The organism is Delftia sp. PX-1, assembly GCF_055797465.1.
In genome coordinates, this window is sequence record NZ_CP184763.1 from 2,663,462 (window position 1) to 2,684,236 (window position 20,775).

Genomic DNA, 20,775 nt, shown 5'->3' on the forward strand with positions numbered 1-20,775 from the left:
GAACGGGGTGGGTCAGGGCAGGGCGCGCGGCCCTGGTGTCAGTCCGCTGGCGGGCTGGTGCCGAACAGCTCCAGGGTGCTGGGCGCGGTCTGCGTGGTGCGGTAGTCAGAGGGCTGGGCGCATGCCAGCTGCTCGCGCATCAGATCGCGGCGCACATGGGTGCTCAGGGGCAGGCGCACCGTGGGGTTGGGCGTGGCGCTGGGGCTCAGGGTGCGCGTGATTTCCATCGTGGCGCTGAAGGTGTGGCCGCACTCGAAATTGGTGCAGGCGAATGCGTACTCGCGCGTCAGGTTCGTTACCTGGTTGCTGCGGCGGATGGTGGCCGGGCTCTCGCAGTGCGGGCAGGCGATGCGGTGGAATTCGGATTTCAGGCGCGGGCCTTCGTCCTGAGCCTGGGCCTGCGTGTCGGCAGATGTATCCGGCTTGGACAGGTTGTTACAGCCTTGCGCGCCTTTTCGCACAGTGGCGCGCGCCTTGGGGACGGGCTTGCCGGCCCGGTGGATTACACCCAGAGCGGCCTTGGTGAATCCAAGATTCGGCTGCGTGCCGAGCTGGGGCTGAAAGGGGTTTGCTGCTGCCTGTGCCATGACCGGACTTTCAGCGCTGCTCGGCGGCGGTGGCGGTGCCGGTGTCGTTGTGGCCCAGCACGATGCGGCCGTGCTTGGCGTACTGCTCCATGCCCATGTTGTGGATCATGCGGATGAAGTTGCTTGCGCTGCGGCCCTCGTGCTGGGCGCCGGCCCATGCACGTTCCAGCTCTTCGCCGGTCAGCCGCAGGGGAATGGGTTTGGCGTGCATCAGGGGCTCGACCGTGGCCGAGCGATGGCGGGTGTGGTGCGCTGGGGTGGTCATGTAGTATCTGGAGCTAGGTTGTTACAAGGTGGCTCCAATGTATTTGACGAACGTACAACGAGTCAAGAGTTATTTGAACTATGTCCAATTTTTTTGAGCGCTTGATAGTGGAGCGTAAGCGCTTAGGTCTCAACCAAGAGGACTTTGGCGCGCTTGCGGGCATCTCAAAATTCACGCAGCTCAACTATGAAAAGGGCACCCGCAAACCGGACTCGGATTACCTCGCCGCGCTGGGCAGCGAGGGCGTGGATATCCCGTTCCTACTGACAGGCACGCGCTCGTTTGACCCAAGCGTGCGGCCGGCCGGGCTCGAGCCTGCGGGCGAAACCATCGCCCAGCGGCTCCAGCAGGAGCGCAAAAGGCTGGATTTGACGATTGGCCAACTGGCCGAGAAATCAGGCGTGGACCGCCTGGCGCTGCTGAAATTTGAAGAAGGCGAGTTCGCGCCAGACGCCAAGGCGCTGCAGCAGCTGCACGCGGTTGGCGTGGATGTGGGTTATGTGCTGCTGTCGCTGCGTGCAGGCGGCGGCGTTGAGGCTGGCGCACTGCCCAGCGATGCCCAGGCACTGCTGCAGCACTACCAGCAGGCCGACGATGAGGCGCAGGCCGCGCTGCGCACGCTGGCCGCCCGCGTGGCGCGGGCCTGAATCACCAATTCGCGCGGCCGCCCGCGCGGCAGCAAGCGCGACTTTCACAGAGAGGGAAAACCATGGCAATGATGCCTTGCAAGCAATGCAAAAAAGAGGTTGAACGTACCGCAAAGACATGCCCACATTGCGGCGTTACAAACCCCGCAGTTTCCACAAAGCAAACAGTCCTCGGTGTGGCAGCACTGGCTGCAATCGTTGTTGCTGTCGTCGTTGCCTGCAGCGACAGCAGCACCCCAAAGAGCACAGAGGCTGCAGCGCCGGCACCCGCGACTGCCGCCAGCAGCACCCCACCCACTGCAGAGGTTCGCCCGAATTTTGGCTTTGACTCCCAAGAATTCCGCACACGTTTCAACGCAGTGGCCAAGGAGGTCGGCAAGGAGTGGCTGATTCAGCAGCCGCTGGCCCTTACTCAGGGCAGCAAAAAGGACACGTGGACGCACATAGCACCCGGAGAAACTCCCGTTGTCGGCACGGTGGACAAGCAAAGCGGCAACATGGAGTCCGTCATGGCCACCTTGACGGGCGGCGATCAGGAAAAGTCCATCAAGGCCTTCGCCAGCCTCCACATGATTGCCAACGCGCTCACGAAAAATGCCAGCCGTGACGATGTTTCCGCAGCCTTGATGAGCGCAGTCAAGAAAGCAATGGACGGCTCAGGCGGCGACTTGGTGCGCGAGACTATCGGCGGAGTTCAGATATCCGCCAGGGCAATGCAAGGTGTCGGCGTGATGGTGACGTACAGCCCTGCTGAGTAGCCGAGCCGCCCACAAAAAAGCCCGCTGCGTGCGGGCTTTGTTTTGGGCGCTTACGGCTTTGCAGGTTCGCAAAGCGCCAGGTTCACCGTTGCCTTGACCAATTCAAGGAATGACACATCAAGGCTACCGCGCGCCTTGCGCTCAGCGTCTGAGAGCAATGCTTCCCAGTCCACGTCTGGCCTGGCAAGTTGCAGCCTCACACGCATCTCCTCAAAGGCTTCCGCCTGATGCTGGCCGATCCGTCTGGTTGCGTCGTACATGGTTTGTTCCATCGGTGTATGCAGCGGCGAGAGAGGCCGCCGCCTAGCGTTGGCGCAGGATTGCACCAGGTGCCAGGTAGTCGCGTTCGCCGGGCCTTGACCCGTAGCGGTAGGCATTGAGCTGGCGATTGTCCAGCGTCATCAGCAGCAGGTGCGCCGCATCAAATTCCTGCTCTTGCAAGGCACCGAATGCTGCCGCCGCAGCAGCAAAAACAGGGGTTTGGGTGCGCGTGGCGGGCAGCACTTCGCTGCCCCCGGCGCGCTGCTTGATCACATAGACGCGGTACATGCATGGAGTTTATCCGGCCCACCTGCCCAACACTTCGGCAGCGGGGGCCAGCTGGGCGGGCTTGAGGTGGCCGTACACGTCCGCCGTGATGGCCACGGATGCATGCCCAAGCATTTTGGAAACCATGGTCAGCTCCACCCCTTCGGCAAGCATGTGCGTGGCCACGCTGTGCCGGATGACATGCGGCGTGACTCCCTGCACGCCCGCCTGCAGGGCAGCGGTCTTGAGCTGCTGGCGAGCAGATGACACGGACAACCCGACCACGCGGGCGCCCGGCACTGGACGCCGGCCGCGTCCTCGGTGCACCTCTGGCGCGTCACGATAGGCGGCCAAGTAAGCGGCCAGCTCGCTGGTGATGGGGACTACAGCGCGGCGCTTCATGCGTTGCGCCAAGGGGTGACGGGAGCGCAGATCAATGACGCGCTCGTGCAGATCCACGGCGGCCCACGTCAGTTCGCACACAGCAGATACGCGCCCGCAGGTGGCGATGAGCAACCGAAGGAACGCATGCAGGCGGGGCCTGGGTGCGGTTGCCGCAAGCAGGGCACGGACCTCATCCCGGGAGAGAACTCGCTCACGGCGGTTGCTGTGCGCCGGCATGGGCAGCGGGGGCACACGATCAATCAGGCCGTCACGCCAGGCCATCCGCAGTGCTGCGCGCAGGGACACCAGCTCACGGCGAACGGTTGGGGATTGCAGGCCTGTGGCCTGGCGCTTTTGCGTGTACTCCAGCACGGCGCTGCGGGTGATCTCTGCCACCGTGAGCTGCCCGAAGAAGGGCAGCAGGTGCGCCACGGTGTCACGGATGCGCTGGGGCTGCACCACCACCGCCACGCGGTCCCGCTCGTACACCTGCAACAGATGGGCAATGCGGGGCGCGCTCATGAAAAGAATTCCTCGATTTCAAGCAGCGGCGATGCGCCGGCCGCCATCATCATGACCCTGCCGATAGGCGTGTCCCAGGCGAACAGCTGGGAATTGAGTTGCCGGGCGGGCCGGCCGTTCAGAAAGCAGCTGAGCGAGTATTGCGTGCCCATGCCGTGGCCATTGCTGGGCGTCAGCCGCATTTCAAAAGTGTCGTGCTGGTCTCTGTAGAAAAGGTGCGGCCAGCCTTGGCCGTCTTGTGCTTCGCGGGCCTGCGTGAAGATGTGGGCCAGGGGGCGTACCAGGTCGGCGCGCGTGAGAGTGGTGCATGTGGACATGCGATTGCTCCTATCAAGCATCCGGGAACCCGCCCGGCCGGTTGGTGCCCGGCGCCATGCCGGGCTGATGCGTTGCAACGCTATCGGTAGGGGTTAAAGCCCTCGCCGCCTTCGTTGTGCCGTTGGTCGAATTCGCGCGCCTTGTGCATCCGGTCCGCAAATTCAGCCTCGCTCTCCCGAGGCAGCGCTGCAATCTCGGCAATCTCCCTGGCCTGGTCCGCAGCCTGGGCTGCAGCCTCTATTTCCCTCAGTGCAGCCCAGAACGCATGCACATCGGCCTCAACCTCGGCCGGCAATGCTTCGCCGCCAAAGCCCTGCCTTGCGAAATAGGCCATTTGATAGATGTCGCGTTGCGCCACGGTGTCGTGCAGGTAGCTGTCTGCGCCGGTAAACCAGGTATAGCGCCCGTTTTCTGACTGCACCCTGTAGGGCAGTCCCCGGTGATCTTTCTCAGTAACGATGAGCTGCATTTGATTCTCCCGTTGATTGTGCTCAGGCCAATTTGCCGCGTCGCACGGCTTCGCGCAGCACATCATTGACGCGCGACTGCCAGCCCGACCCGGTGGCCTTGATTGCCATCAGAACGTCTGCATCCACACGCATGGTCATGGACAGCTTGGGCTGCTCCAGCGGGGGGCGCCCACGCCGGGCCAGCGGTTGCATTTCGGCGAGCATGTCGCCCGTGATTTCCATGGTGTCCGGGTCTTGTTCGATGCCCCGGGCAATGGCGGCATCTTCGGCCGCCGTGGGCTGGATCAGCCCCACTTTCTTAGATTGCTTCATAAGCCTTGACCTCTCTGGAGTTTGCCTTGCGGAGACTGACGATTCGCATGGTCTGCCCGCGCTGCACGAACACCACAACGTACAGCCGTTGGCCGATGACGGTGAAGCCGATTTCACGTACTTCGCCGTAGTCCCGGCGCGCATCCGGCATGCACAGGACATTGCTCCATTCGATGTGGCCCGCCATCTCCAGCGAAACGCCGTGCTTGTCGATGTTGGCCTGGTTCTTGTCGGGGTCGAATTCGATGTCCATGTGAATTATTGTACTTACGATAATTCCCGGGTCAAGGCTTTTTTGTATGTACGTTAATTGTCGTCGTCGGGTACTTCCGTCGCCGCATCATCCGCATCATCCTGGGCCTGCGCGTCGCCACCGCCCTGGCGCTCCAGCTCGATCTGCGTGGTGAATCCCCCATCACCCAGGGCGTGCTCCACGGACTTGACCAGCCAGCCCTCGCCGTCAATCTCGGGTTTGAAGCCCTCCACGGTCACGGCCGCCTGCGGCATGAGGTGGGGCCGGCCCAGGGCCAGGGCCAGGCTCAGGGTGGCGGCGCCACGGTCCACGCGCTGCATCTCCGATTGCGCGGCCTGGCGCGCGGCCTCGGCGCTGGCGAAGGTGTCTTTCAGCGTCTTGACGCTGCCCGTCTTGGTGCCCGCCAGCACGCCCCTGCGGCGGGCGCGCTTGCCGTCAGTCCAATAGGCGCGCACCCCGGTGTAGTTGGTGCGGTCTGCGGTGTGCCATCGGTGTTGGTCGCCCGCTTCGCGCGTGATGTGCATAGGGGCGATGGGCTGGCCGCTGGCGTTGGTGCGGCTGTTTGTGCGCAGAAAGATCAGCTGCCCTTTTTTGACCGTGGCCACGGCGTCGTGCTGGCGCGCCAGGCGGGACAGAAAATGCAGGTCCGATTCGTTGGTCTGGTCTATGTGCTGCACCTTGCGCTCGGCCAGCTCAGGGGCGATGCGCGCCGGCAGGCTGTTGCGCGCGGCAATGTCTTGGACCACGGCGCCCACGGTGGAGTCGTTCCAGCTGTGGCTGGCGCGCTCGCGCAGGCTCTTGGCCATGTCCGCGCTGCGGGCGCGCACGCTGATGCGGTCGGGGCTGCCGCCGTGCTCCACCTCATCCACCACAAAGCTGCCCTTGTCCACCAATCCCTCGTGCAGCCAGCCCAGACGGATGGAGATGGTGGCGCCCTTGGGCGGGATGGCCATGCGGCCGTCCGCGTCGTCCAGGGTCAGATCCAGCTGGTCCGCCTCTTCGCCGCGGCTTTCGCGCAGGCGCAATTCGATCAGGCGTTTGCCCACCTTGGGCGTGATGTTGACGCCGTTGATAGTGAGCTGATAGTCCGGCTGCTGGTAGGCGCCCGTGGCCTGGTTTTCTGTTGCTGCCATCACATCCACCAATCCCAGAAGTCGCCATCGTCCCAATCACCGCCGCCCGTGCCGCCATCGCTGCCCCCGCTGGGGTCGGCCTGGGAGTCGTCCACGCGGGCCAGCTCCACGGTGAAGTCGATGCGGCGGGGCAGGCCTTCCTTCACGAACACGCTGCCGTTTTCGCTCAGGCGCTGGATGACCCACGCGCCCAGGTTGTCCCCGGCCCCGTTGACCATGGCGTATGCGCTGCCGGCGTCGGCCATCTTGCGCAGTTCGTCCAGGGTCTTGCGGCCGCCACGGAATTCTGGAACGAACAGTCCGGTAAACGTGATGGTGTCATCACCCTGGCCCACGTACTGGCGCGCCGGCCGGGCGCCCACGCGGCTGTTGCTGGGGTGGCGCCAGTCGGTGGCGCGCTGCATTTCCTGATACGCCACGGTATCTAGGCCAAACACAAATTGGCCCAGGGTCATCATTGGCATGTGCGGGCTCCTTTATCCCTCGGTGTCGCTGAGCTGGCTGAGCACGCGGGACTTGTTGGCGCGCTCGCGCTTGTCCAGCTCGGCCGCCACGGCGCGGGCTATGTCCTTGGGGTCCATGCCTGGCGCGGCGTTGATGGTAATGGTGATGGGGCCGCTGGCCGCCGCCATGGGCGCGCCCGCTCCGGCCGCATTGCCACGCCCCAGGGCGCTGCCGCTGGGCGCCATCAGCGGCGCGGGCGCCGTGATGGGCATGGCCTGGGCAGCGGCCAGCGCATCAGTGCCGGCAGCGGCCATGGGTGCGGCCGTGACGCCGGCCAGGCCCACGGCAGCCGCTGCCGCCAGGCCCTGGCCCTTCTGGATGCCCAGGGCCGCGCCCTCGGACACCCAGCCGCCGTACTCCATGAACACGCGCGAGGGGCTGGCAATGCCCAGCGTTTCCTTGAACCATTGGCCCACGGATGTGGCGGCGCCCACCACGGTGTCCTTGAGCGCGGTGAGCTTGGCGGTCACGCCGCTGATGAGGCCGTCAATCATCTGGCCGCCGATCTGCACAAAGTTGCCGGCCATGCCCTTGAGGCTTTCCCACAGCGCCAGGGCGCCGGCCTTGATCTCTTCCCAGCGCGTGACGATGAGGTAGGCCGCAGCGGCCAGGGCCACCAGGGCCAGGATGACGATGCCAATGGGGTTGGCCGCCAGGGCGGCATTGACCAGCCACTGCGCTGCGGCAAATGCCTTGCTGGCCAGCGCGGCAGTGCGGCTGATGACCATGCTGGCCACCATGGCGCCGGTCTGCAGAATCCAGGCCATGCGCGCCGCAATCAGCACGCCGCGCACGGTGAGCAGGGCGCCTTTGATCAGCGCGAATCCGTAGCCCGCCGCAATGGCCACCACCTTGCCCAGCACCAGGGCGGCCACCAACAGGACCACGGCGCGCGTGACACCGGGAAAGGCCTGGGTGAGTGCGGAGATGCGCTCCATCCAGGGCGTCAGCATGGTGAGCCCGTCATTGAGCGATGGCAGCAGGATGTTGCCCAGGGAGATGCCCATGGCCGCCGCCTGGTTGCTGGCCAGTTTCAGGCGGTTGGCCGTGGTCGCTGCGCGCTTTTCGTACTCCGCATTCACGGCGCCGCCGTATTTGCTTTCGTCCGTGACCTTCTCGAAGTTTTCTTTGAGCGTGTCCAGCTGGCTGAGCAGGGGCGCAATGGCCTTGATGGATTCCTTGCCGAAGAGCGTTTGCAGGGCGGCGGCCTGCTGGTATTTCTCCAGCCCGCGCACCTTGTCGAACACGTTCATCATCGTGGCCGTGGCGTCCTGCTGCATGCTCTTGGCCACTTCGGTGGCGTCCAGTCCCAGGGCCTGCAGGCCCTCGCGCTGGCTCTTTGTGGCGCTTTCGCCGGCCACCAGGGCGAGCATCAGATTCTGGATGCCGGTGGATGCCACCTCTTCCTGCACGCCCATGCCGGCCAGGGTGGAGCCCAGGGCCGCAATGCCCCCGGCCGCCACGCCGGCCACGCCGCCCAGCGGACCCACGCGCGTGACTATGCCAAGGATCTGCTTTTCGTTGGCCGCCCCCGTGTTGCCCAGCAGGTTGATTTTGTCGGTGAGCGTGGCCACTTCGGGGATGGACATGCCGAAGGCAGATTTCATCTTGGCCATGGCCTCGCCAGACTCTTCGGCCGTCATGCCGAAGGCCGTGCCCATCTTCACGGCGTGCTCCACAAAGCCCACCTGTCCGTCGCCGCCCAGCAGCTGCTTTTCGTCCAGGCCAGACTGGCCGCCGAGGGCCATGATTTGCGCGATGTCCTTGGCCGCCATGGGCAGGCGCTTGGACAGGTCAATGGCGCTTTGGGACATGCGCTCCAGGCCGCTTTTGTCCAGGTCCATGACCTTGTCCACATCGGCCATGGACGACTCGAAGTCAACGGCCATCTTCAATGGCGCGGCCAGGGATGCGGCCATGGCCGCGCCGTCGAACAGTGCGCCACGCGCATCGCCCCGGGCGGCCTTGTTGGCGTCCACGGCGGCGCGGTGCTTGTTGGTCAGCTCCTGCGCCTTGCGCTGACGCTCCAGGGCCTTGGTGGTGCGGTCGATGGCCTCGCGCAGCTTGCCTTCTGCCTGGGCCGCATTGGTAATGCCCATTTCAGCCAGGCCGGCGCGCAGGCGTTTGGTCTGGTCAATCTGCCGCTGATAGGTGGCCGCGAGCTTTTGCACTGCGTCGCCAGCGGCGCGGTACTGCCCGCCTGCGGCCTTGGCCGCCTCGCCGCCCTTGAGCATTTCCGCCACCAGCGCAGCCTTGGCCGTGCGCGCGGCCTGCAGTTTCGCCTGCGTTTCGCGCAGGCTGGCCTGCATGGCGTTGGCCTTGCCCACGGCAGCCTGCTGCTGCTGGAGCTTGCGCAGCACGTCCTGGGTGCTGCTCACATCCGTGTTCAGCGCACGGGCGCCCGCGCCTATGCGCTTGAGCGGGGCCGAAACCCGGTCGGCCAGGTCCAGCAGTACCTGCAGCTTGAGCTTATCCATGCTTGTTCATCTGTTGGAAGCGGTCTACAGCCAGGGCGCGCCAGTGCATCAGCTCGGCCAGGTCCATGGGGTCCATGTCGGCCGGCCGCCAGTGGAAGATGGCGGCCACGTCCGCCATGGCGTCCTCTACGCGCCCAGGGATTCCATGGCCATCGCCTGATTGGCCTTGGCCGTCTCCAGCTGCTTGGATGGCACCAAAAAATTGACCACCTCCGAAGCGCAGGCCACCAGGTCCACGGGGTCCATGGCCGCCACGTCTTCCCGCGTGAGGGTGGGGGTGGTGATGCGCGGCAGCAGCAGCATGACGGACTCGGCACGCAGGGCCAGCAGCTCGGCCAGGTTGATGCCGCGCAGTGCGCCGGCCAGCGGCTTGCGCAGCGTTACCACGTCGATGACGCCGCTGCCGCGCTGGATCGGTGTTTCCAGCGTGACGTTGACCTGCACGGTCTTGGGACTGGTAGTGGTGTCGGTGGTCTTGGCTTGGGGGTCCATAGGTGCCTCGGTGGTTGGTTGTGAAGAAAAAAGCGCCGACCAAGGTAGTGGCCCAGGCCGGCGCGAAGGGCCGTTTCCCATGCGGCCGGAGACAGACGAGAGGGGAAGGAAAACTGTTTGCGGGTGCGGGCCGTCAGATGCCCAGGGCGGTGCGGGTCTGGGCCATGCGGTCCTCGCCGTGGACCTTCTCGACCAGGTTCACGAAGTCGATTTCAAGGATGGTTTCGCCGTCCAGCACTTCCTTGTAGTAGCTCAGGCTGTACTTGAAGGTCTGCTCCACCATGTCGCCAGCCTTGGAGCTGCCCGGGTCGCGCTCGGTCAGGCGCCCGCGCATGACGACTTCGACGGCCTGCACGCCCTCGCTGTCATCGGTCTGCAGGGCGCCGGCAAAGCGCAGCATCACGGCATCGTGCTTGGCGGCGCCCCATTGCTTCATCAGGCCCTTCATGTAGCCGGCCGCCTTGAGTTCGGCTTCCATCTTGTCCTGGCCCATGTCCAGATCAACGGGGCCATTCATGCCGCCGCCCCGGTATTCCTCCACCTTGCGGGTGAGGGTGGGCAGGGTGACTTCGGGCATTTCGCCCATGTAGTTCTCGCCATCAATGAAGGTGGCGAAGTTCTTGAGTTTGCGGGGCAGTCCCATGGTGTGGATCTCCTGTGTGCTGGAATGCGGCCGGGCTTATTGGCCGGTGCCCACGCGCATGGCGAAGTCGGCGAAATAGCGGTCGGTGATGCGCTGGCGGAATCCCAGGTCTTCCAGCGGCGGCACGGGCGTGTAGTCGTAGTCGATGACCAGCTTGCCGGCCTTGAGGGCTTCGGTGGTGTTGACCTCGGCGTCAAACCAGGCGCGGCCGTCGAGGATGTAGCCCAGGGCCTTGAGTTCGCGGAACTTGGCGTTGATGCCTTCGATGATGTCTTTCACCAGGCTGGGGTGCAGGGGCTTGTCGATGAAGGCGAAATGGCCTTCTGCCACGGTGTCGGCCAGCACCTGGGCGGTGCGGGTTGCGGACTCGAAGCGGAACAGTTCGCCCGTGCTGCAGGTGCGCGATCCCCAGAAGCGATAGCCCTGGTAGTTGATCAGCGTGGTGACGTTGCCCTCATTGAGAATGTTCGCGTCCGTCTCCGAGCTTTGCAGGTCGAAATGCACGTCCTTGCTGATGCCGACCGGGCCATTGAGCGGCACGTTGGAGAGGGTCTTGTGCCAACCCTGCTCCACGTCGATGCGGGCGCGCAGGCCCAGCGCATAGGCCACGGCCGGCACGTTGGTGGCCGCGTTTGTGGTGGTGTTCCAGGCCTTGAAGTCGGGCCAGATGACCATGGTTTCCCGTGCGCCGAAACTCTCTGCATAGGCCAGCGCCTCGCTCACATCGTCTGCGCCGTAGCCCTGCACGTAGGCCATGGCGCGCAGCTTGATGGCGGCGGCCGTCAGCGCATCGGCCACGGGCTTGGAATCCAGGCCCGGCGCGCCCAGGATGCGGGGCTTGACGCCCAGCTGCTGCTGCGCGGTGAGCAGGGCCTGAATGCCGGAGCGCTTGCCGCCCACGTTGTCGCCAACGACCAGGCTGGTCTGGTCGGCCTCGGCCTCTTCTGGCGTGGCACCTGCGCCCAAGGGCACGCGGACGATGACGAGCACGGGGCGGGACTGGTCCTTGATGGCCTTCAAGGCCTCGGGCAAGGTGCCGGTGGTGCCGGCCGCGTCCAGCGCCTTCTCGATGTTGGTGAAGAGAACAGGCCTATCCAGCGGGAATTTGGTGGGGTCGGCTCCGGGGCCGGTGGCCACCAGGCCGATAACGGCCGTGGAGACGATGCGCAGCGTGGTGGTCCCGGTGTTGACTTCCGAGACGCGCACGCCGTGGTGGTAGCCGGCGAGTGTCATGGTGATGGGCTCCTGCAGGGGTTCGGTGGGTGTGCGGTGTGTGTCTGCATGTTCCCCCGCCCGCGCGTAGGCGGCCAGCGATAGGGCCGGTGCGAGCCGGTGCTACCCCAAAGACAAAGCCCGCCGAGTGGCGGGCTTGCGGTGGTGGTGCGGGTGGCGCGGCCAGGTCAGTCCGGCAGCTCGTCTGGGCGCGGTGGCGTGTCCGTGATCTGCAGCGCGCGGCCGTCTGCGATCAGGCCCACGGTTTCCAGCAGCTGCACGCCGGCCGCCACGTCCGGGTCGTCCAAGTCGATGAAGCTGGCCAGCTCCTGGTCCTTCAACGTGCTGCGCAGCTGGGCGGCCTGCATGCGCTCCATGGTGCCGGCCTCTGCGCGGTCCACGGCCGCCCATTCGATGGCGGCGCGCTCGATGGCGGTGAAGCGGCGGCGAAACGCCAGCGGCGTGATGCGCCGGCTGATCTTGGGCGGTGGCACGTCCACCCATTTGGCGCCAGTCCAGCGGCGGCCCAGCACGCTCGTGTCGTATTGGGGCAGGCGGTGCATGTCGGCAGCGGTGATTTCCTCGTGGGCTTGCGTCAGCGCCACAGCCACGCCAGATGCATTCAGTTGGGCATAGAAATAGGCGACCATCATTTGTACTCCACCAACTCCCACGACACCAAAATATTTGTCGCGTTAATAACCTGATTTCCCCAATCAAACTGTATTTGACTACTGTTGATGAGCTTCGCGTAGGCAAATCGCCCGTATCCGTTGCTGACAAATGCCGCACCGCCAATAAAGTGGAGCGATGTTCGCTCCATCGTTACAGGGCTCACATTCACAATTACAGAATTACTGCCCGAAGGCGTTTCCCCACTCATCGACACAACCCCGCGCTGCACGCTCTTTACCGCTCCGGTATTGGCCACTTGGCTGCTCACCCACTGCACGCGGTTGTCCACGGTGGCGATTTCTACCCGGGCAGCTGCCAGACTTTGATTCAGCGCCGCGATTTCCGCGCGGGCGCGCACCAGGTCACTGCTGATGACCATCTCCATGCTGCTCATGCCTGCACCTCCGATGCGTTGCTGCCGCTGACCCGCCCGGACACATAGGCCATGGTTTCGGTGCGCGTGCGGCCCCTGTAAGTGGTGGTCACGGTGTTGACCGTGCCGTCTCCGTTGTAGGCCACGGTGGTGGTGGCCAGCTGTCCGTCCACGGTTTCCACGACGGTGGAGACGCGGCCCGAGCCGTCATAGGTGATGACGGTTTTGGATGGGCCGTTTGCGGGGCCGAGTGCCATGTCCTCGGCCTTGAGCACGATGGTCTTGCCGGCCTTGGTGTTGACCTTCTCAACCTTGGTCGCGCCCAAGTCGTTGATGGCCAGGCGAATGAGGTCCAGGCTGTCCGCCACCTGCTGGGAGACGGCGCGCCGGGCCACTTCCTCGTCGATGATTTCCAGCGCGCGGATGAGCTTTGGCAGATCCACCTCCAGCGTACTGCCTGGCAGTGGTAGGCCCAGGTGCTCGGTCTGGCCCTGCCCGGTTGCAATGCTGTTGTCGCTCATGGGGCCTCGCTCACAGGATGACGGCGCGCAGGTCGCGCACCTTGGGCCGGGCCGTGGTGGTGCCGGTGAGGGTGAGCCGCAGGCGCAGACTGGTGGCGTTGATGCCCTGCAGCCGGTGCGTGATTTCGATGGAGCCAGCCGTCTGCTGGCTGCTGGACAGGTAGGGCACTTCCTGCCATTGCTGGCTTGCGGCCAGCTGCATGTGGACGGCCACGGCCGCGCCGGCTGGAATGTCGCCCACGAACAGGACGCGCAGATCCGTGCCGCCCGCTGTCGCAATGCTGGGCGTGATGTAGGTGCCAGCGTTGAGCAGGCTTCCGACCAGCAGCAAGGGGGCGGCGTCAAGCACGGCGCCCAGGCCGTTGTCGCCCACGCGCAGGGTGGCGCGTACGCGCACGCTGCCGTTGTGGGCCGCCGAAAGCTTGACGGGCTGGCCCACGTCTGCCTCGATGGTCTGCTGCAGGGCGCCGCCAGCGTCCAGCAGTTCCAACGCGTAGCTGATGCGGGCGGTGGGCTCGGGCTGCGAGGCGCCCGCGTTGAGCATCAGTGAGGTGGCATTGGCCACGGCTTGCGTGCCCAGGGTGACGGTTTTGCTGTTGGCGGTGTACTGCACGGCCAGCAGCTCAAAGCGCAGCATGCGGTTGGCGTGCCGCGTGACGATGGCCGATGCATTGATTTCCAACATCTGGCCCACTTCGGCCTGCGCCGCTGTGACCCAGCCGCCGCCGCCCTGGCTGGCCTCGCCCACCTGGGCCACTTCCAGCGCGGTCTGCGTATCTGCCGCAGAAACGCTGATGGCATAGCCCGTCCTGGCGCGCATCAGCACGGGCGCCGGCCACGTCACGCGCGTGGCCTGACCGGCCACGTTGATCTGCGCGGGCTCCAGGCGCCGGACCACGGCAGCTATACCGGGCATGCCCGCATCGTCCAGCTCGGACAGCACGACGATGACGGGGCCGCCCACGGCGGCAAAGTGCAGATCCAGGCCCGCGCACTGCAAAGCGGCGGCAGGGGTGACGGTTTGGACGATGGTGCTAGATGACATAGGTGAGGGTCGTGTGGACGGCAGAACGGGCACCCCATGCGAGGTTTGCCGTTGCTTGCACATACAGTTTTACGGATGCGGCGCCCACGAATTGCGCGCGCCCTATGGTTCCCTGCTCGCCTTCCAATTCCACGGTTTTCGCACCCACTGGAATACCTGCAGGAATGGTGAATTTGCCGTGCAGCACGCCTTGTGCATCCGCCACCAGGCTGCCGCCAGCGGCCGGCGTGGCGGCCACGGGCTGGCCATCGAAGCGCACGGCCTTCAGCGGCTCCATCGGGCGGAAACCGGCAATCTCGAAAGCCACGTCGATGGTGCGCAGCGTGATGCCGCTGGTGTCGATCAAATCCGGGTTCACGCCGGGCTTGATGTTGCCTTCTGTCATCCACGTCAATGGGTTGACGTCATGCCCGAAATTCAGGATCACCTCTTTCGGATAGCGCAGCTCTTGCGGGTGCTCCCAGCGGTCCACGGCCGGAATCAGGGTCACGGTGGCGGGCATGTCGCCGGCCACGGCCAGGCCGTTGACGAGCATGGAGCGGCTGACGCTGGTTTGCCGGATGACGGGCACCAGGCTGTATTCGAGCGCGTGGGTAGTACGCCCGTCGCCCAGCATGTGGGCGGCCTCGGCTTCGTACAGCTGCAGGGCGCCGCCCGTGACCAGGGCGGTCTGCTCGATGCCCTGGTCGCGCATGCTGTCATCCTTCATCGGGTCGGCGAAGTAGCCCTTTTTCAGCCCGCTGTACCGGCCTGCGGTGTCGGTGGCCAGGCGCAGCTCGGCCAGGTCCATCTCGATGTCATCCATGCGGCGCCGATAGTCCACCAGGGTGGCCATGGGCACCATGCGCACGCTGTCGGATTCCGTGCGGCGCGTGTCCGCTTCCCAGGTCTGGTAGATGCTGCCCAGGGCCAGCATGCTGTCGGGCACAGCCGGGGGGACAGGTTGCCAGGTGGCGGGAATGCCCTTGACCACGTTGATGAGGCCTTCACCGTCCATGACGATGCGGTCAATGCGGCGCAGTGCAAAGCGGTAGTCCACAAGGATCAGCGAACCGACCAGGGCGCCACTCACGTCAAAGCCGCGCGGCGTCTGGTTGAGCACGGGTTCGGTGCTGATGTACTCATAGGTCACGTTGTAGCTGCTGCCCGGCGTGGGCTCGGCGCCGGTCGGGCTCCAGTCCACCTGTTGGGCCGTGAGCTTGTAGTCCACGTCGGGCGTGAAGGTCTTGGCGCCCTGGGTGACGCTGTTGATGCGGATCACGCTGCCATCGGGCAGCGGGTCGGCCGCGCCCACGAAACTGCCGTGCACCACCTGGGCGGTCTTGCGGCGCGTGACGCGCACGGTGGCCGGCTCCAGTACGGGCCAGCGGTCGAAAGTCACATGCTGCTGGGCCTCGGTGGTGCTGCCGTGGGGCTCGCTGCTCACCTGGGCCATGTTGGGCTGAGCCTTGTAGATCAGGCGGCGGTCAGCAGGCACCTCGATGGCCGCGCCCACGACTTGCGCCGCACCGGCCGTGACGGCATAGACCTGGTTGCCCTCCTCATCATCAGGCAGCTGGATGGTGAGCAGGCCGCGCACGGCGTAGGTGCCGCCCGTGCTGCGCTCGTCATAGCGGCGGATGGCCTGGGTGACGGCGTTGAGCTGGGGCGCGGGCTCGCGCGGCTTGACGATGCCATCTTCAACGGTCCACACGGGGTAGAAGTCGCCCGCGCCCTGGCCCTGCAGGCCCCAGACCACGGACACCTTGATGCGGTCGGCGCCGGGCTCGCCATAGCCGCTGGTGCCCACGGCGGGGTTGTAGAGGCTGGGGTCTTCCTCGGCGGTGACGATGCGCGTGGAGTACAGCACGCCCACATGCACGGTGCCTTGGGTGGCGATCTGCAGCGCTGCGGCGGCCACGTCATGCACGGCGCCGTGGATGTAGACGCTGCCGGCCTCCAGCTGGCAGGCGCCGGTTTCGGGGTCCACGGTGCAGCGCGCGCCGGCCGTGATATCGCCGTTGGAAAACAGCACATCGGCCACGCGGCGCAGGCGGTAGTTGGCCTGGGCCTGCATCTCGTTCGGCTCGGCCGACTGCGCCACGCGGTCGGCGTGGAAGATGTGCTCTGTGTAGCCCTTGGCGGGGTCGAATCGGTTGTAGCTGGTCATGCGCGGCTCACAGGGGAATGACGATTTCTTCCGTGGCCTTGGTCGTGCCGCTGCGCAGCACGGGCGGCCGGTTCTCCAGGCAATACACGGTGCCGGGGTTCTCGATCTCGCCGGGCGTGAGATAGCGTTTGCCGGCCGGCACGTCAGGCTTTGCCACGGTGCCGAAGAACACGCCGCATTCCCGCACGGTTTCGCCTTCGGCGTCGGCAAAGGCAAAGGTGGTGCGCAGCACCAGGTAGGGCGTGGGCTCGGCGCTGGACTTGTAGTAGATGGGGCCGGGCAGCTCGATATCGTGGTCTGCCAAGGTGCCAGGGCGGGCATAGCCCACGTCCACCACGGTGCGGCGGCCTATTTCGTCGCGCAGTGCGGTGCGGTCGGTGGGGTTGGCGGGGGCGACTTGCCACTGGCCATCGCCGCGGCCCCATGCGATATGGCAGGGCATGGCGGCCAGGGATTTGGCCAGGGCAATGCGGCCGGCGTCTTGCAGTGTTTGCATGCGGTACTCCGTCTATTCGGTGGATTCGGTGGTTTTGCCGTGGATGTTGGATTGCTGCCAGCGGTCGCCGTCCCAGCGGCCCGTCCAGCCCCGGGCAGGCGCCACGCGGGGCCGGGCGGCGCCGGCAGTCCAGTGGCTGGTGGCCCCTGGCGATTGGCTGGGCCGTGCGTCTGCGCTGGACGCCCAGGCCTCGCCGTAGGCACTCAGGGGCTGATGCGGGAAATGTGGTGCGGTCTGGCCTGGCGTGTGCTGCAGCTGCCCCCCGGCCGGCAGGCGCTGCATGCGGCCGTCCCAGCGCCACACATCCAGGCGCAGCTGGTCAGCTCGGCGCAGGCGGCCGCTGGTGTGCTGGTGGTCTGCGCTGCGCAGCGGGGTGAGGTTGGGGCGCTGGGCCTGGGACTGGTTGATGCGGCCTTGGCTGCCGATGACGGGCGGCTCACCCTCGCCCACATCCACGGGCATGCCGCTGTCGTTGTCCCAGAGGGCGCCGTCCAGCTTGGGCGCGCGATCCCAGCGCAGGGCGCGCAGATCGAAGCGATAGAACACGCGGTAGAAATGGACGTGCAGCGGGATGCTGGCCCGCACCACATGGGCCATGCGCGCGATATCGGCATTGCTGACTTCGCGGCCCGGGTTGATGTGCAGGCGGGCGCCGTCCTCTTCCAGGGTCACGCTCAGGTAGCCCTGCCAGGCCAGCGCGCGGCGCACGGCGGCGGCGCTGCCTCGCTCGCGCAGCCAGGGCAGGCCCTTGGCCAGCAGCTCGCGCGGGTCGGAAAAATAGCGCTCGAATTGCCCCAGCTGCCACTGCTGGGCCAGCCAGGGCAGCAGGGCCGGGTGCTGGGCGGTGCTGGCCGGCTCGGCCGCGTCGGCCATGGCGCCCCAATCGCGCGGCAGCGTGGTGTCTATCACGCGCTCCAGGCTGGTGGATGCCGGGGGCAGGATGCTGCGGCGCGCGTCCATCAGGCCACCCCTGCGTCGATCAGGTCCACGGCGCCCAGGGCCGGGAATTCGCCGGCGGCGATGGGCGTGATGGGCGCGGGCCGGGCGTTGTCCTGGTAGTCCACGGCGTGCACGCCATCGACGTGCAGCAGCGTGGTGATGTAGCTGCGCGCCACGCTGCCGTCCAGGCTGGCCATGCCCGCAAAGGCCGCCTGCAGGCGCGCCTGCAGCTGCTGCAGCAGGCCGGCCGGCGCGGTGCGCGTGCGGGTGATGCGCGCGGTGATGTCAATGGCGCGCGGCACGGCCACGGCCACGTTGACGGGCACGCCCAGCATGCGGGCGTTGTCGGCGTTCAGGGTCTGGGACACCAGCTGTCGCACAGCCTGGGCTTGCGTCTGGTCGGTGACCCACAGCATGACGAGCACGCTGCCCGGGGTCTGCTGGCTGGCCCGCACGGAGCGCACCAGGGGCGAGGCCGTAAGGGCGTGGAATTCGTAGTGCTCGCGCGTGCCCTGGCCGGCCAGGGCGGCGATGCGCAGCTGCAGGCGGGTGCGCAGGCGGTCGTCGGTTTCGCCATCCTGGCGGGTCACGCCGTACTGCGCGGCCAGGTGGTCGAGGTCGCCGCCCGTGGCAAAGGCCAGCAGGTGGGCGCGGGCGGCATCGTTGACGCGGGCGCGGTACAGCAGTTCCCGGTAGGCGCAGGCCTCCAGCAGCTTGACGATGGGATCGGATTCGAGCGCGAGGACTTCGGCCAGCTCGGGCGCGCGGGCCAGTATGTCGGCCTTGAGGTCGGCCAAGATCTGCTCGAAGTCCAGCGGCTCGATGATCTGCGGGGCGGGGAGGGTGGCCAGGTCTGTGCCCAGGGATTGACTCATGGCGCGCCCCCGATGGTGACGGCCAGGCGCAGGGCGCGGGCCTTGGCGGCGGCGCCGGTCAGCAGGTTGCCCACCACGGTGATGGTGGCCCGGCCCTTGGTCAGCGGGTCGCGCTCGATGTTGAGCTGCTGCAGCTGCAGGCGCGGCTCCCAGCGCATCAGGGCACTGGCGGCGGCGGACAGCAGGCGGATTTCAGTGGTGCGGTTGTCGGGCTGGTCCACCAGCGCGGGCACAAGCGAGCCGTAATCGCGGCGCATGACGCGCGTGCCGATGGGCGTGGCCAGGATGTCGCCAATGGATTGGCGCAGATGCTCCACCTCGGTGATGGCGCGGCCAGTGTTGCGGTCCATCATCACAGAGGCCCCCCGGTGTTGGCAGGACCTGGCTCCACGCCGCTGTGGCGGTGGCTGGCGAGGCTGATGCCCTGGGCCACGATATCCACGCTGGTGGTGATGCGCTCGGCCGTCATGCTGAGCGATGCGCCGCCCACGTTGAGCTGCAGGCTGCTGGGGGTCATGTGCAGGCGGCACTGGCCCTGGCCCACGTCCAGCGTGATGGACTCCAGGCACATGATTTCCAGGGCGCCGCGCAGCCACTGCAGGTAGTTGTCTTGCGCCCACTCCATGCGTTCGCATTCGGGCTGGTCGCTGGGCTGGGGCATGGCGTCGGAGTACAGGCCCACCAGGGCCACGCCTTGGGTCATGTCGCCGCCCTGGCACAGCACCACGGCCTGCTCGCCCACCACGGGTGGGGACCAGTGCCGGCCGCCCTGGGCGCCGCCAGCGCGCAGGGCCAGCCAGGGGAGCCATGCCGTGGTGTTGTCGCCCACCTTGACGCGGATGCGCGCCGGGCTGGCCAGCCGCACGGCGGCCACGGTGCCGCGCCGGATCAGGTTCTCCAGGCGGCGGGCGGCCTCGTAGGGCGATTCGGTTTGTGCGACGGGCGATTCCATGGCCCCCATGGTGGCCACGCACGCGCGCGAAGGCCACAAGCATTGCCGGTGCCAGGCGGTCTAACCCAACTGCCTATGCCGCGTTCAGGTAGTTGAGCACAGCAGCCAGCACCGCCTCGCGCTCCATCCTGCCGATGCCGAGTAGTGGCCGCGCTGGATAGTCGTATTGAGGCCCGCCCGGACGCACGCTGTCGCGCTCGCCAAAGTGATGGACACGCGCGATGCGCTCGGCGCGTCCGAAGAATCCCACCTCTGCCCCATTCGGGGTCCCACGTGCGCCCAGGTGTTTAGGCGATGCCATCCGGACAAGCATCATTTGCGCGCGCTTGCGAAGGCTGGTCATGTTCGCAGGGTGCTTGGCCGCCTCTTTACGGACCATTCCAGACTTGAGCATGGTCCGGACACCCTTGGCTTCCTTGTCATACCCGACGATGCGGTCGCCGTCATCGCGGTAGCTGGACATTTCAAGCTCCCTGTGACTCCCGCCGCGCCCTCTGTAGAAGTACCGAATGGGTGGCGCCACGTTGCGCGTTTGTTTGCGCTTTGGCCATTTGCGCCCATCCGCGCCCCGTTGCGCACGGATGTTGCGTATCTGGAGCTTTCGCAAATCTTGGCTGATGCGTCGGCGCAGCACCATGTTTTGCCGGGGGCTGAGCTTTCGCGCAAAGGCTGCTACCCATTCTTCCAACAGGTGAAGATCATCCGTCATTGGCCGAAGCGTTCCACGTAGCCGGGCGGCTTGAATTCCCAACGGGCCAATAGCTGCTCGTCACGCAGCCACAGTTCCCATTGCTCCAGTTGATCGATGTCTCTACCGTCAAAGCGTTGGAGCCCCACTTGCCCAGGCTCATCGGGGTGTGAGATGCGGACGCGGGTAGGGTGATCAGGATCGGCTTTGACAATGGCGCGCTCTGTCAGATCAATCTCTATGCCGATATCACAAGTTGTCGCATTCAACGGTTCGACGTTGAAGCGGATAGCGCGCTCACTCTTTTCCTTGCTGGCAAACAGATCGGCTTGGTGAACTTTGCACCAGGCCAAGACTGGGACCATGAGGGCATCAGCGTGGCCAGCGAAGTCCAACACGGTGACGAAGGCGGTGTACCTGTATTCAAAGGATAGCGACTGCGTTCCGGTGGCAACGATCTGCCCGTTGTCTCCCGTGATGATGAGATTTTCAGGGGTACGCGCAAGGTCCGGAATGCATTGCGCCAGGAGATTGCGCAGGCTCTGCAGCTTGAGCAT

General features: G+C 66.0%; 30 protein-coding genes. 2 read left to right on the forward strand and 28 right to left on the reverse strand.

The features are described 5' to 3' along the window. Positions 1 to 38: 38 nt before the first annotated feature. Both ACN20X_RS12260 and ACN20X_RS12265 read right to left on the reverse strand, forming a co-directional pair. On the reverse strand, positions 39 to 587 hold the full coding sequence (locus tag ACN20X_RS12260) for an Ogr/Delta-like zinc finger protein (protein ID WP_016454082.1): 549 nt from the start codon (positions 585 to 587) through the stop codon (positions 39 to 41). A 10-nt stretch (positions 588 to 597) separates the two neighbouring features. After that, entirely contained in the window at positions 598 to 852 is a 255-nt protein-coding gene (locus ACN20X_RS12265; protein ID WP_016454083.1) for a hypothetical protein, read from the reverse strand. An 80-nt stretch (positions 853 to 932) separates the two neighbouring features. Between ACN20X_RS12265 and ACN20X_RS12270 the strand changes: the two genes are divergently transcribed. Continuing rightward, on the forward strand, positions 933 to 1,499 hold the full coding sequence (locus ACN20X_RS12270; RefSeq protein ID WP_016454084.1) for a helix-turn-helix domain-containing protein: 567 nt from the start codon (positions 933 to 935) through the stop codon (positions 1,497 to 1,499). Between the two features lie 62 nt (positions 1,500 to 1,561). Further along, positions 1,562 to 2,257, forward strand: a complete 696-nt coding sequence (locus ACN20X_RS12275; protein WP_016454085.1) for a zinc ribbon domain-containing protein — start codon at positions 1,562 to 1,564, stop codon at positions 2,255 to 2,257. A gap of 50 nt (positions 2,258 to 2,307) precedes the next feature. On the opposite strand, the gene ACN20X_RS12280 is transcribed toward ACN20X_RS12275, so the two are convergent. The 26 genes from ACN20X_RS12280 to ACN20X_RS12405 form a co-directional block, all read right to left on the reverse strand. Beyond that, complete coding sequence (locus tag ACN20X_RS12280; RefSeq protein ID WP_016454086.1) at positions 2,308 to 2,517, reverse strand: hypothetical protein; 210 nt, start codon at positions 2,515 to 2,517, stop codon at positions 2,308 to 2,310. A gap of 43 nt (positions 2,518 to 2,560) precedes the next feature. Continuing rightward, positions 2,561 to 2,806, reverse strand: coding sequence for a hypothetical protein (locus tag ACN20X_RS12285; RefSeq protein ID WP_016454087.1), 246 nt, complete (start codon positions 2,804 to 2,806; stop codon positions 2,561 to 2,563). 9 nt (positions 2,807 to 2,815) lie between these two features. Then, positions 2,816 to 3,691 (reverse strand): tyrosine-type recombinase/integrase, encoded by an 876-nt coding sequence (locus ACN20X_RS12290; RefSeq protein WP_016454088.1) that lies wholly within the window; start codon positions 3,689 to 3,691, stop codon positions 2,816 to 2,818. Next, positions 3,688 to 4,008, reverse strand: coding sequence for a hypothetical protein (locus ACN20X_RS12295; protein WP_016454089.1), 321 nt, complete (start codon positions 4,006 to 4,008; stop codon positions 3,688 to 3,690). Before ACN20X_RS12295 ends, ACN20X_RS12290 begins: the two co-directional genes overlap by 4 nt. Positions 4,009 to 4,088: 80 nt before the next feature. Further along, entirely contained in the window at positions 4,089 to 4,478 is a 390-nt protein-coding gene (locus ACN20X_RS12300) for a hypothetical protein (protein ID WP_016454090.1), read from the reverse strand. A gap of 22 nt (positions 4,479 to 4,500) precedes the next feature. Next, positions 4,501 to 4,791, reverse strand: coding sequence for a BrnA antitoxin family protein (locus ACN20X_RS12305; protein ID WP_016454091.1), 291 nt, complete (start codon positions 4,789 to 4,791; stop codon positions 4,501 to 4,503). Continuing rightward, positions 4,778 to 5,044 (reverse strand): BrnT family toxin, encoded by a 267-nt coding sequence (locus ACN20X_RS12310; RefSeq protein WP_016454092.1) that lies wholly within the window; start codon positions 5,042 to 5,044, stop codon positions 4,778 to 4,780. Before ACN20X_RS12310 ends, ACN20X_RS12305 begins: the two co-directional genes overlap by 14 nt. 53 nt (positions 5,045 to 5,097) lie before the next feature. Beyond that, complete coding sequence (locus ACN20X_RS12315; RefSeq protein ID WP_016454093.1) at positions 5,098 to 6,177, reverse strand: contractile injection system protein, VgrG/Pvc8 family; 1,080 nt, start codon at positions 6,175 to 6,177, stop codon at positions 5,098 to 5,100. Then, entirely contained in the window at positions 6,177 to 6,641 is a 465-nt protein-coding gene (locus tag ACN20X_RS12320) for a phage tail protein (protein ID WP_016454094.1), read from the reverse strand. The genes ACN20X_RS12315 and ACN20X_RS12320 overlap by 1 nt, the downstream gene beginning before the upstream one ends. A gap of 12 nt (positions 6,642 to 6,653) precedes the next feature. Beyond that, positions 6,654 to 9,158, reverse strand: a complete 2,505-nt coding sequence (locus tag ACN20X_RS12325) for a phage tail tape measure protein (protein ID WP_016454095.1) — start codon at positions 9,156 to 9,158, stop codon at positions 6,654 to 6,656. Then, positions 9,151 to 9,276, reverse strand: coding sequence for a GpE family phage tail protein (locus ACN20X_RS12330; RefSeq protein WP_016454096.1), 126 nt, complete (start codon positions 9,274 to 9,276; stop codon positions 9,151 to 9,153). Before ACN20X_RS12330 ends, ACN20X_RS12325 begins: the two co-directional genes overlap by 8 nt. An 8-nt stretch (positions 9,277 to 9,284) precedes the next feature. After that, positions 9,285 to 9,650, reverse strand: coding sequence for a phage tail assembly protein (locus tag ACN20X_RS12335; RefSeq protein ID WP_016454097.1), 366 nt, complete (start codon positions 9,648 to 9,650; stop codon positions 9,285 to 9,287). 133 nt (positions 9,651 to 9,783) lie between these two features. After that, positions 9,784 to 10,293, reverse strand: coding sequence for a phage major tail tube protein (locus tag ACN20X_RS12340; protein WP_016454098.1), 510 nt, complete (start codon positions 10,291 to 10,293; stop codon positions 9,784 to 9,786). A 36-nt stretch (positions 10,294 to 10,329) separates the two neighbouring features. Next, complete coding sequence (locus ACN20X_RS12345; RefSeq protein ID WP_016454099.1) at positions 10,330 to 11,526, reverse strand: phage tail sheath protein; 1,197 nt, start codon at positions 11,524 to 11,526, stop codon at positions 10,330 to 10,332. A 167-nt stretch (positions 11,527 to 11,693) separates the two neighbouring features. After that, positions 11,694 to 12,158 (reverse strand): hypothetical protein, encoded by a 465-nt coding sequence (locus ACN20X_RS12350; RefSeq protein ID WP_016454100.1) that lies wholly within the window; start codon positions 12,156 to 12,158, stop codon positions 11,694 to 11,696. Continuing rightward, entirely contained in the window at positions 12,155 to 12,574 is a 420-nt protein-coding gene (locus ACN20X_RS12355) for a hypothetical protein (protein ID WP_016454101.1), read from the reverse strand. The genes ACN20X_RS12350 and ACN20X_RS12355 overlap by 4 nt, the downstream gene beginning before the upstream one ends. Further along, a complete protein-coding gene (locus ACN20X_RS12360) occupies positions 12,571 to 13,074 on the reverse strand; it encodes a hypothetical protein (protein WP_016454102.1) in 504 nt (167 codons plus the stop codon). The genes ACN20X_RS12355 and ACN20X_RS12360 overlap by 4 nt, the downstream gene beginning before the upstream one ends. Before the next feature lie 10 nt (positions 13,075 to 13,084). Continuing rightward, positions 13,085 to 14,119 carry a hypothetical protein gene (locus ACN20X_RS12365; RefSeq protein ID WP_016454103.1) on the reverse strand — a complete coding sequence of 345 codons (1,035 nt, stop codon included), beginning with the start codon at positions 14,117 to 14,119 and terminating at the stop codon, positions 13,085 to 13,087. Next, positions 14,109 to 16,268, reverse strand: a complete 2,160-nt coding sequence (locus ACN20X_RS12370) for a DUF4815 domain-containing protein (protein WP_016454104.1) — start codon at positions 16,266 to 16,268, stop codon at positions 14,109 to 14,111. Before ACN20X_RS12370 ends, ACN20X_RS12365 begins: the two co-directional genes overlap by 11 nt. A gap of 7 nt (positions 16,269 to 16,275) precedes the next feature. After that, positions 16,276 to 16,764 (reverse strand): hypothetical protein, encoded by a 489-nt coding sequence (locus tag ACN20X_RS12375; RefSeq protein WP_016454105.1) that lies wholly within the window; start codon positions 16,762 to 16,764, stop codon positions 16,276 to 16,278. 12 nt (positions 16,765 to 16,776) lie between these two features. Then, positions 16,777 to 17,724 carry a phage tail protein gene (locus tag ACN20X_RS12380; protein WP_016454106.1) on the reverse strand — a complete coding sequence of 316 codons (948 nt, stop codon included), beginning with the start codon at positions 17,722 to 17,724 and terminating at the stop codon, positions 16,777 to 16,779. Beyond that, a complete protein-coding gene (locus tag ACN20X_RS12385; protein ID WP_016454107.1) occupies positions 17,724 to 18,578 on the reverse strand; it encodes a baseplate J/gp47 family protein in 855 nt (284 codons plus the stop codon). Before ACN20X_RS12385 ends, ACN20X_RS12380 begins: the two co-directional genes overlap by 1 nt. Further along, entirely contained in the window at positions 18,575 to 18,928 is a 354-nt protein-coding gene (locus ACN20X_RS12390; protein WP_034348225.1) for a GPW/gp25 family protein, read from the reverse strand. Before ACN20X_RS12390 ends, ACN20X_RS12385 begins: the two co-directional genes overlap by 4 nt. 2 nt (positions 18,929 to 18,930) lie before the next feature. Further along, entirely contained in the window at positions 18,931 to 19,530 is a 600-nt protein-coding gene (locus tag ACN20X_RS12395; RefSeq protein WP_193584795.1) for a phage baseplate assembly protein V, read from the reverse strand. A gap of 73 nt (positions 19,531 to 19,603) precedes the next feature. Next, positions 19,604 to 20,239, reverse strand: coding sequence for a phage virion morphogenesis protein (locus tag ACN20X_RS12400; protein WP_080649872.1), 636 nt, complete (start codon positions 20,237 to 20,239; stop codon positions 19,604 to 19,606). Further along, on the reverse strand, positions 20,236 to 20,775 hold the full coding sequence (locus tag ACN20X_RS12405; RefSeq protein ID WP_016454111.1) for a phage tail protein: 540 nt from the start codon (positions 20,773 to 20,775) through the stop codon (positions 20,236 to 20,238). The genes ACN20X_RS12400 and ACN20X_RS12405 overlap by 4 nt, the downstream gene beginning before the upstream one ends.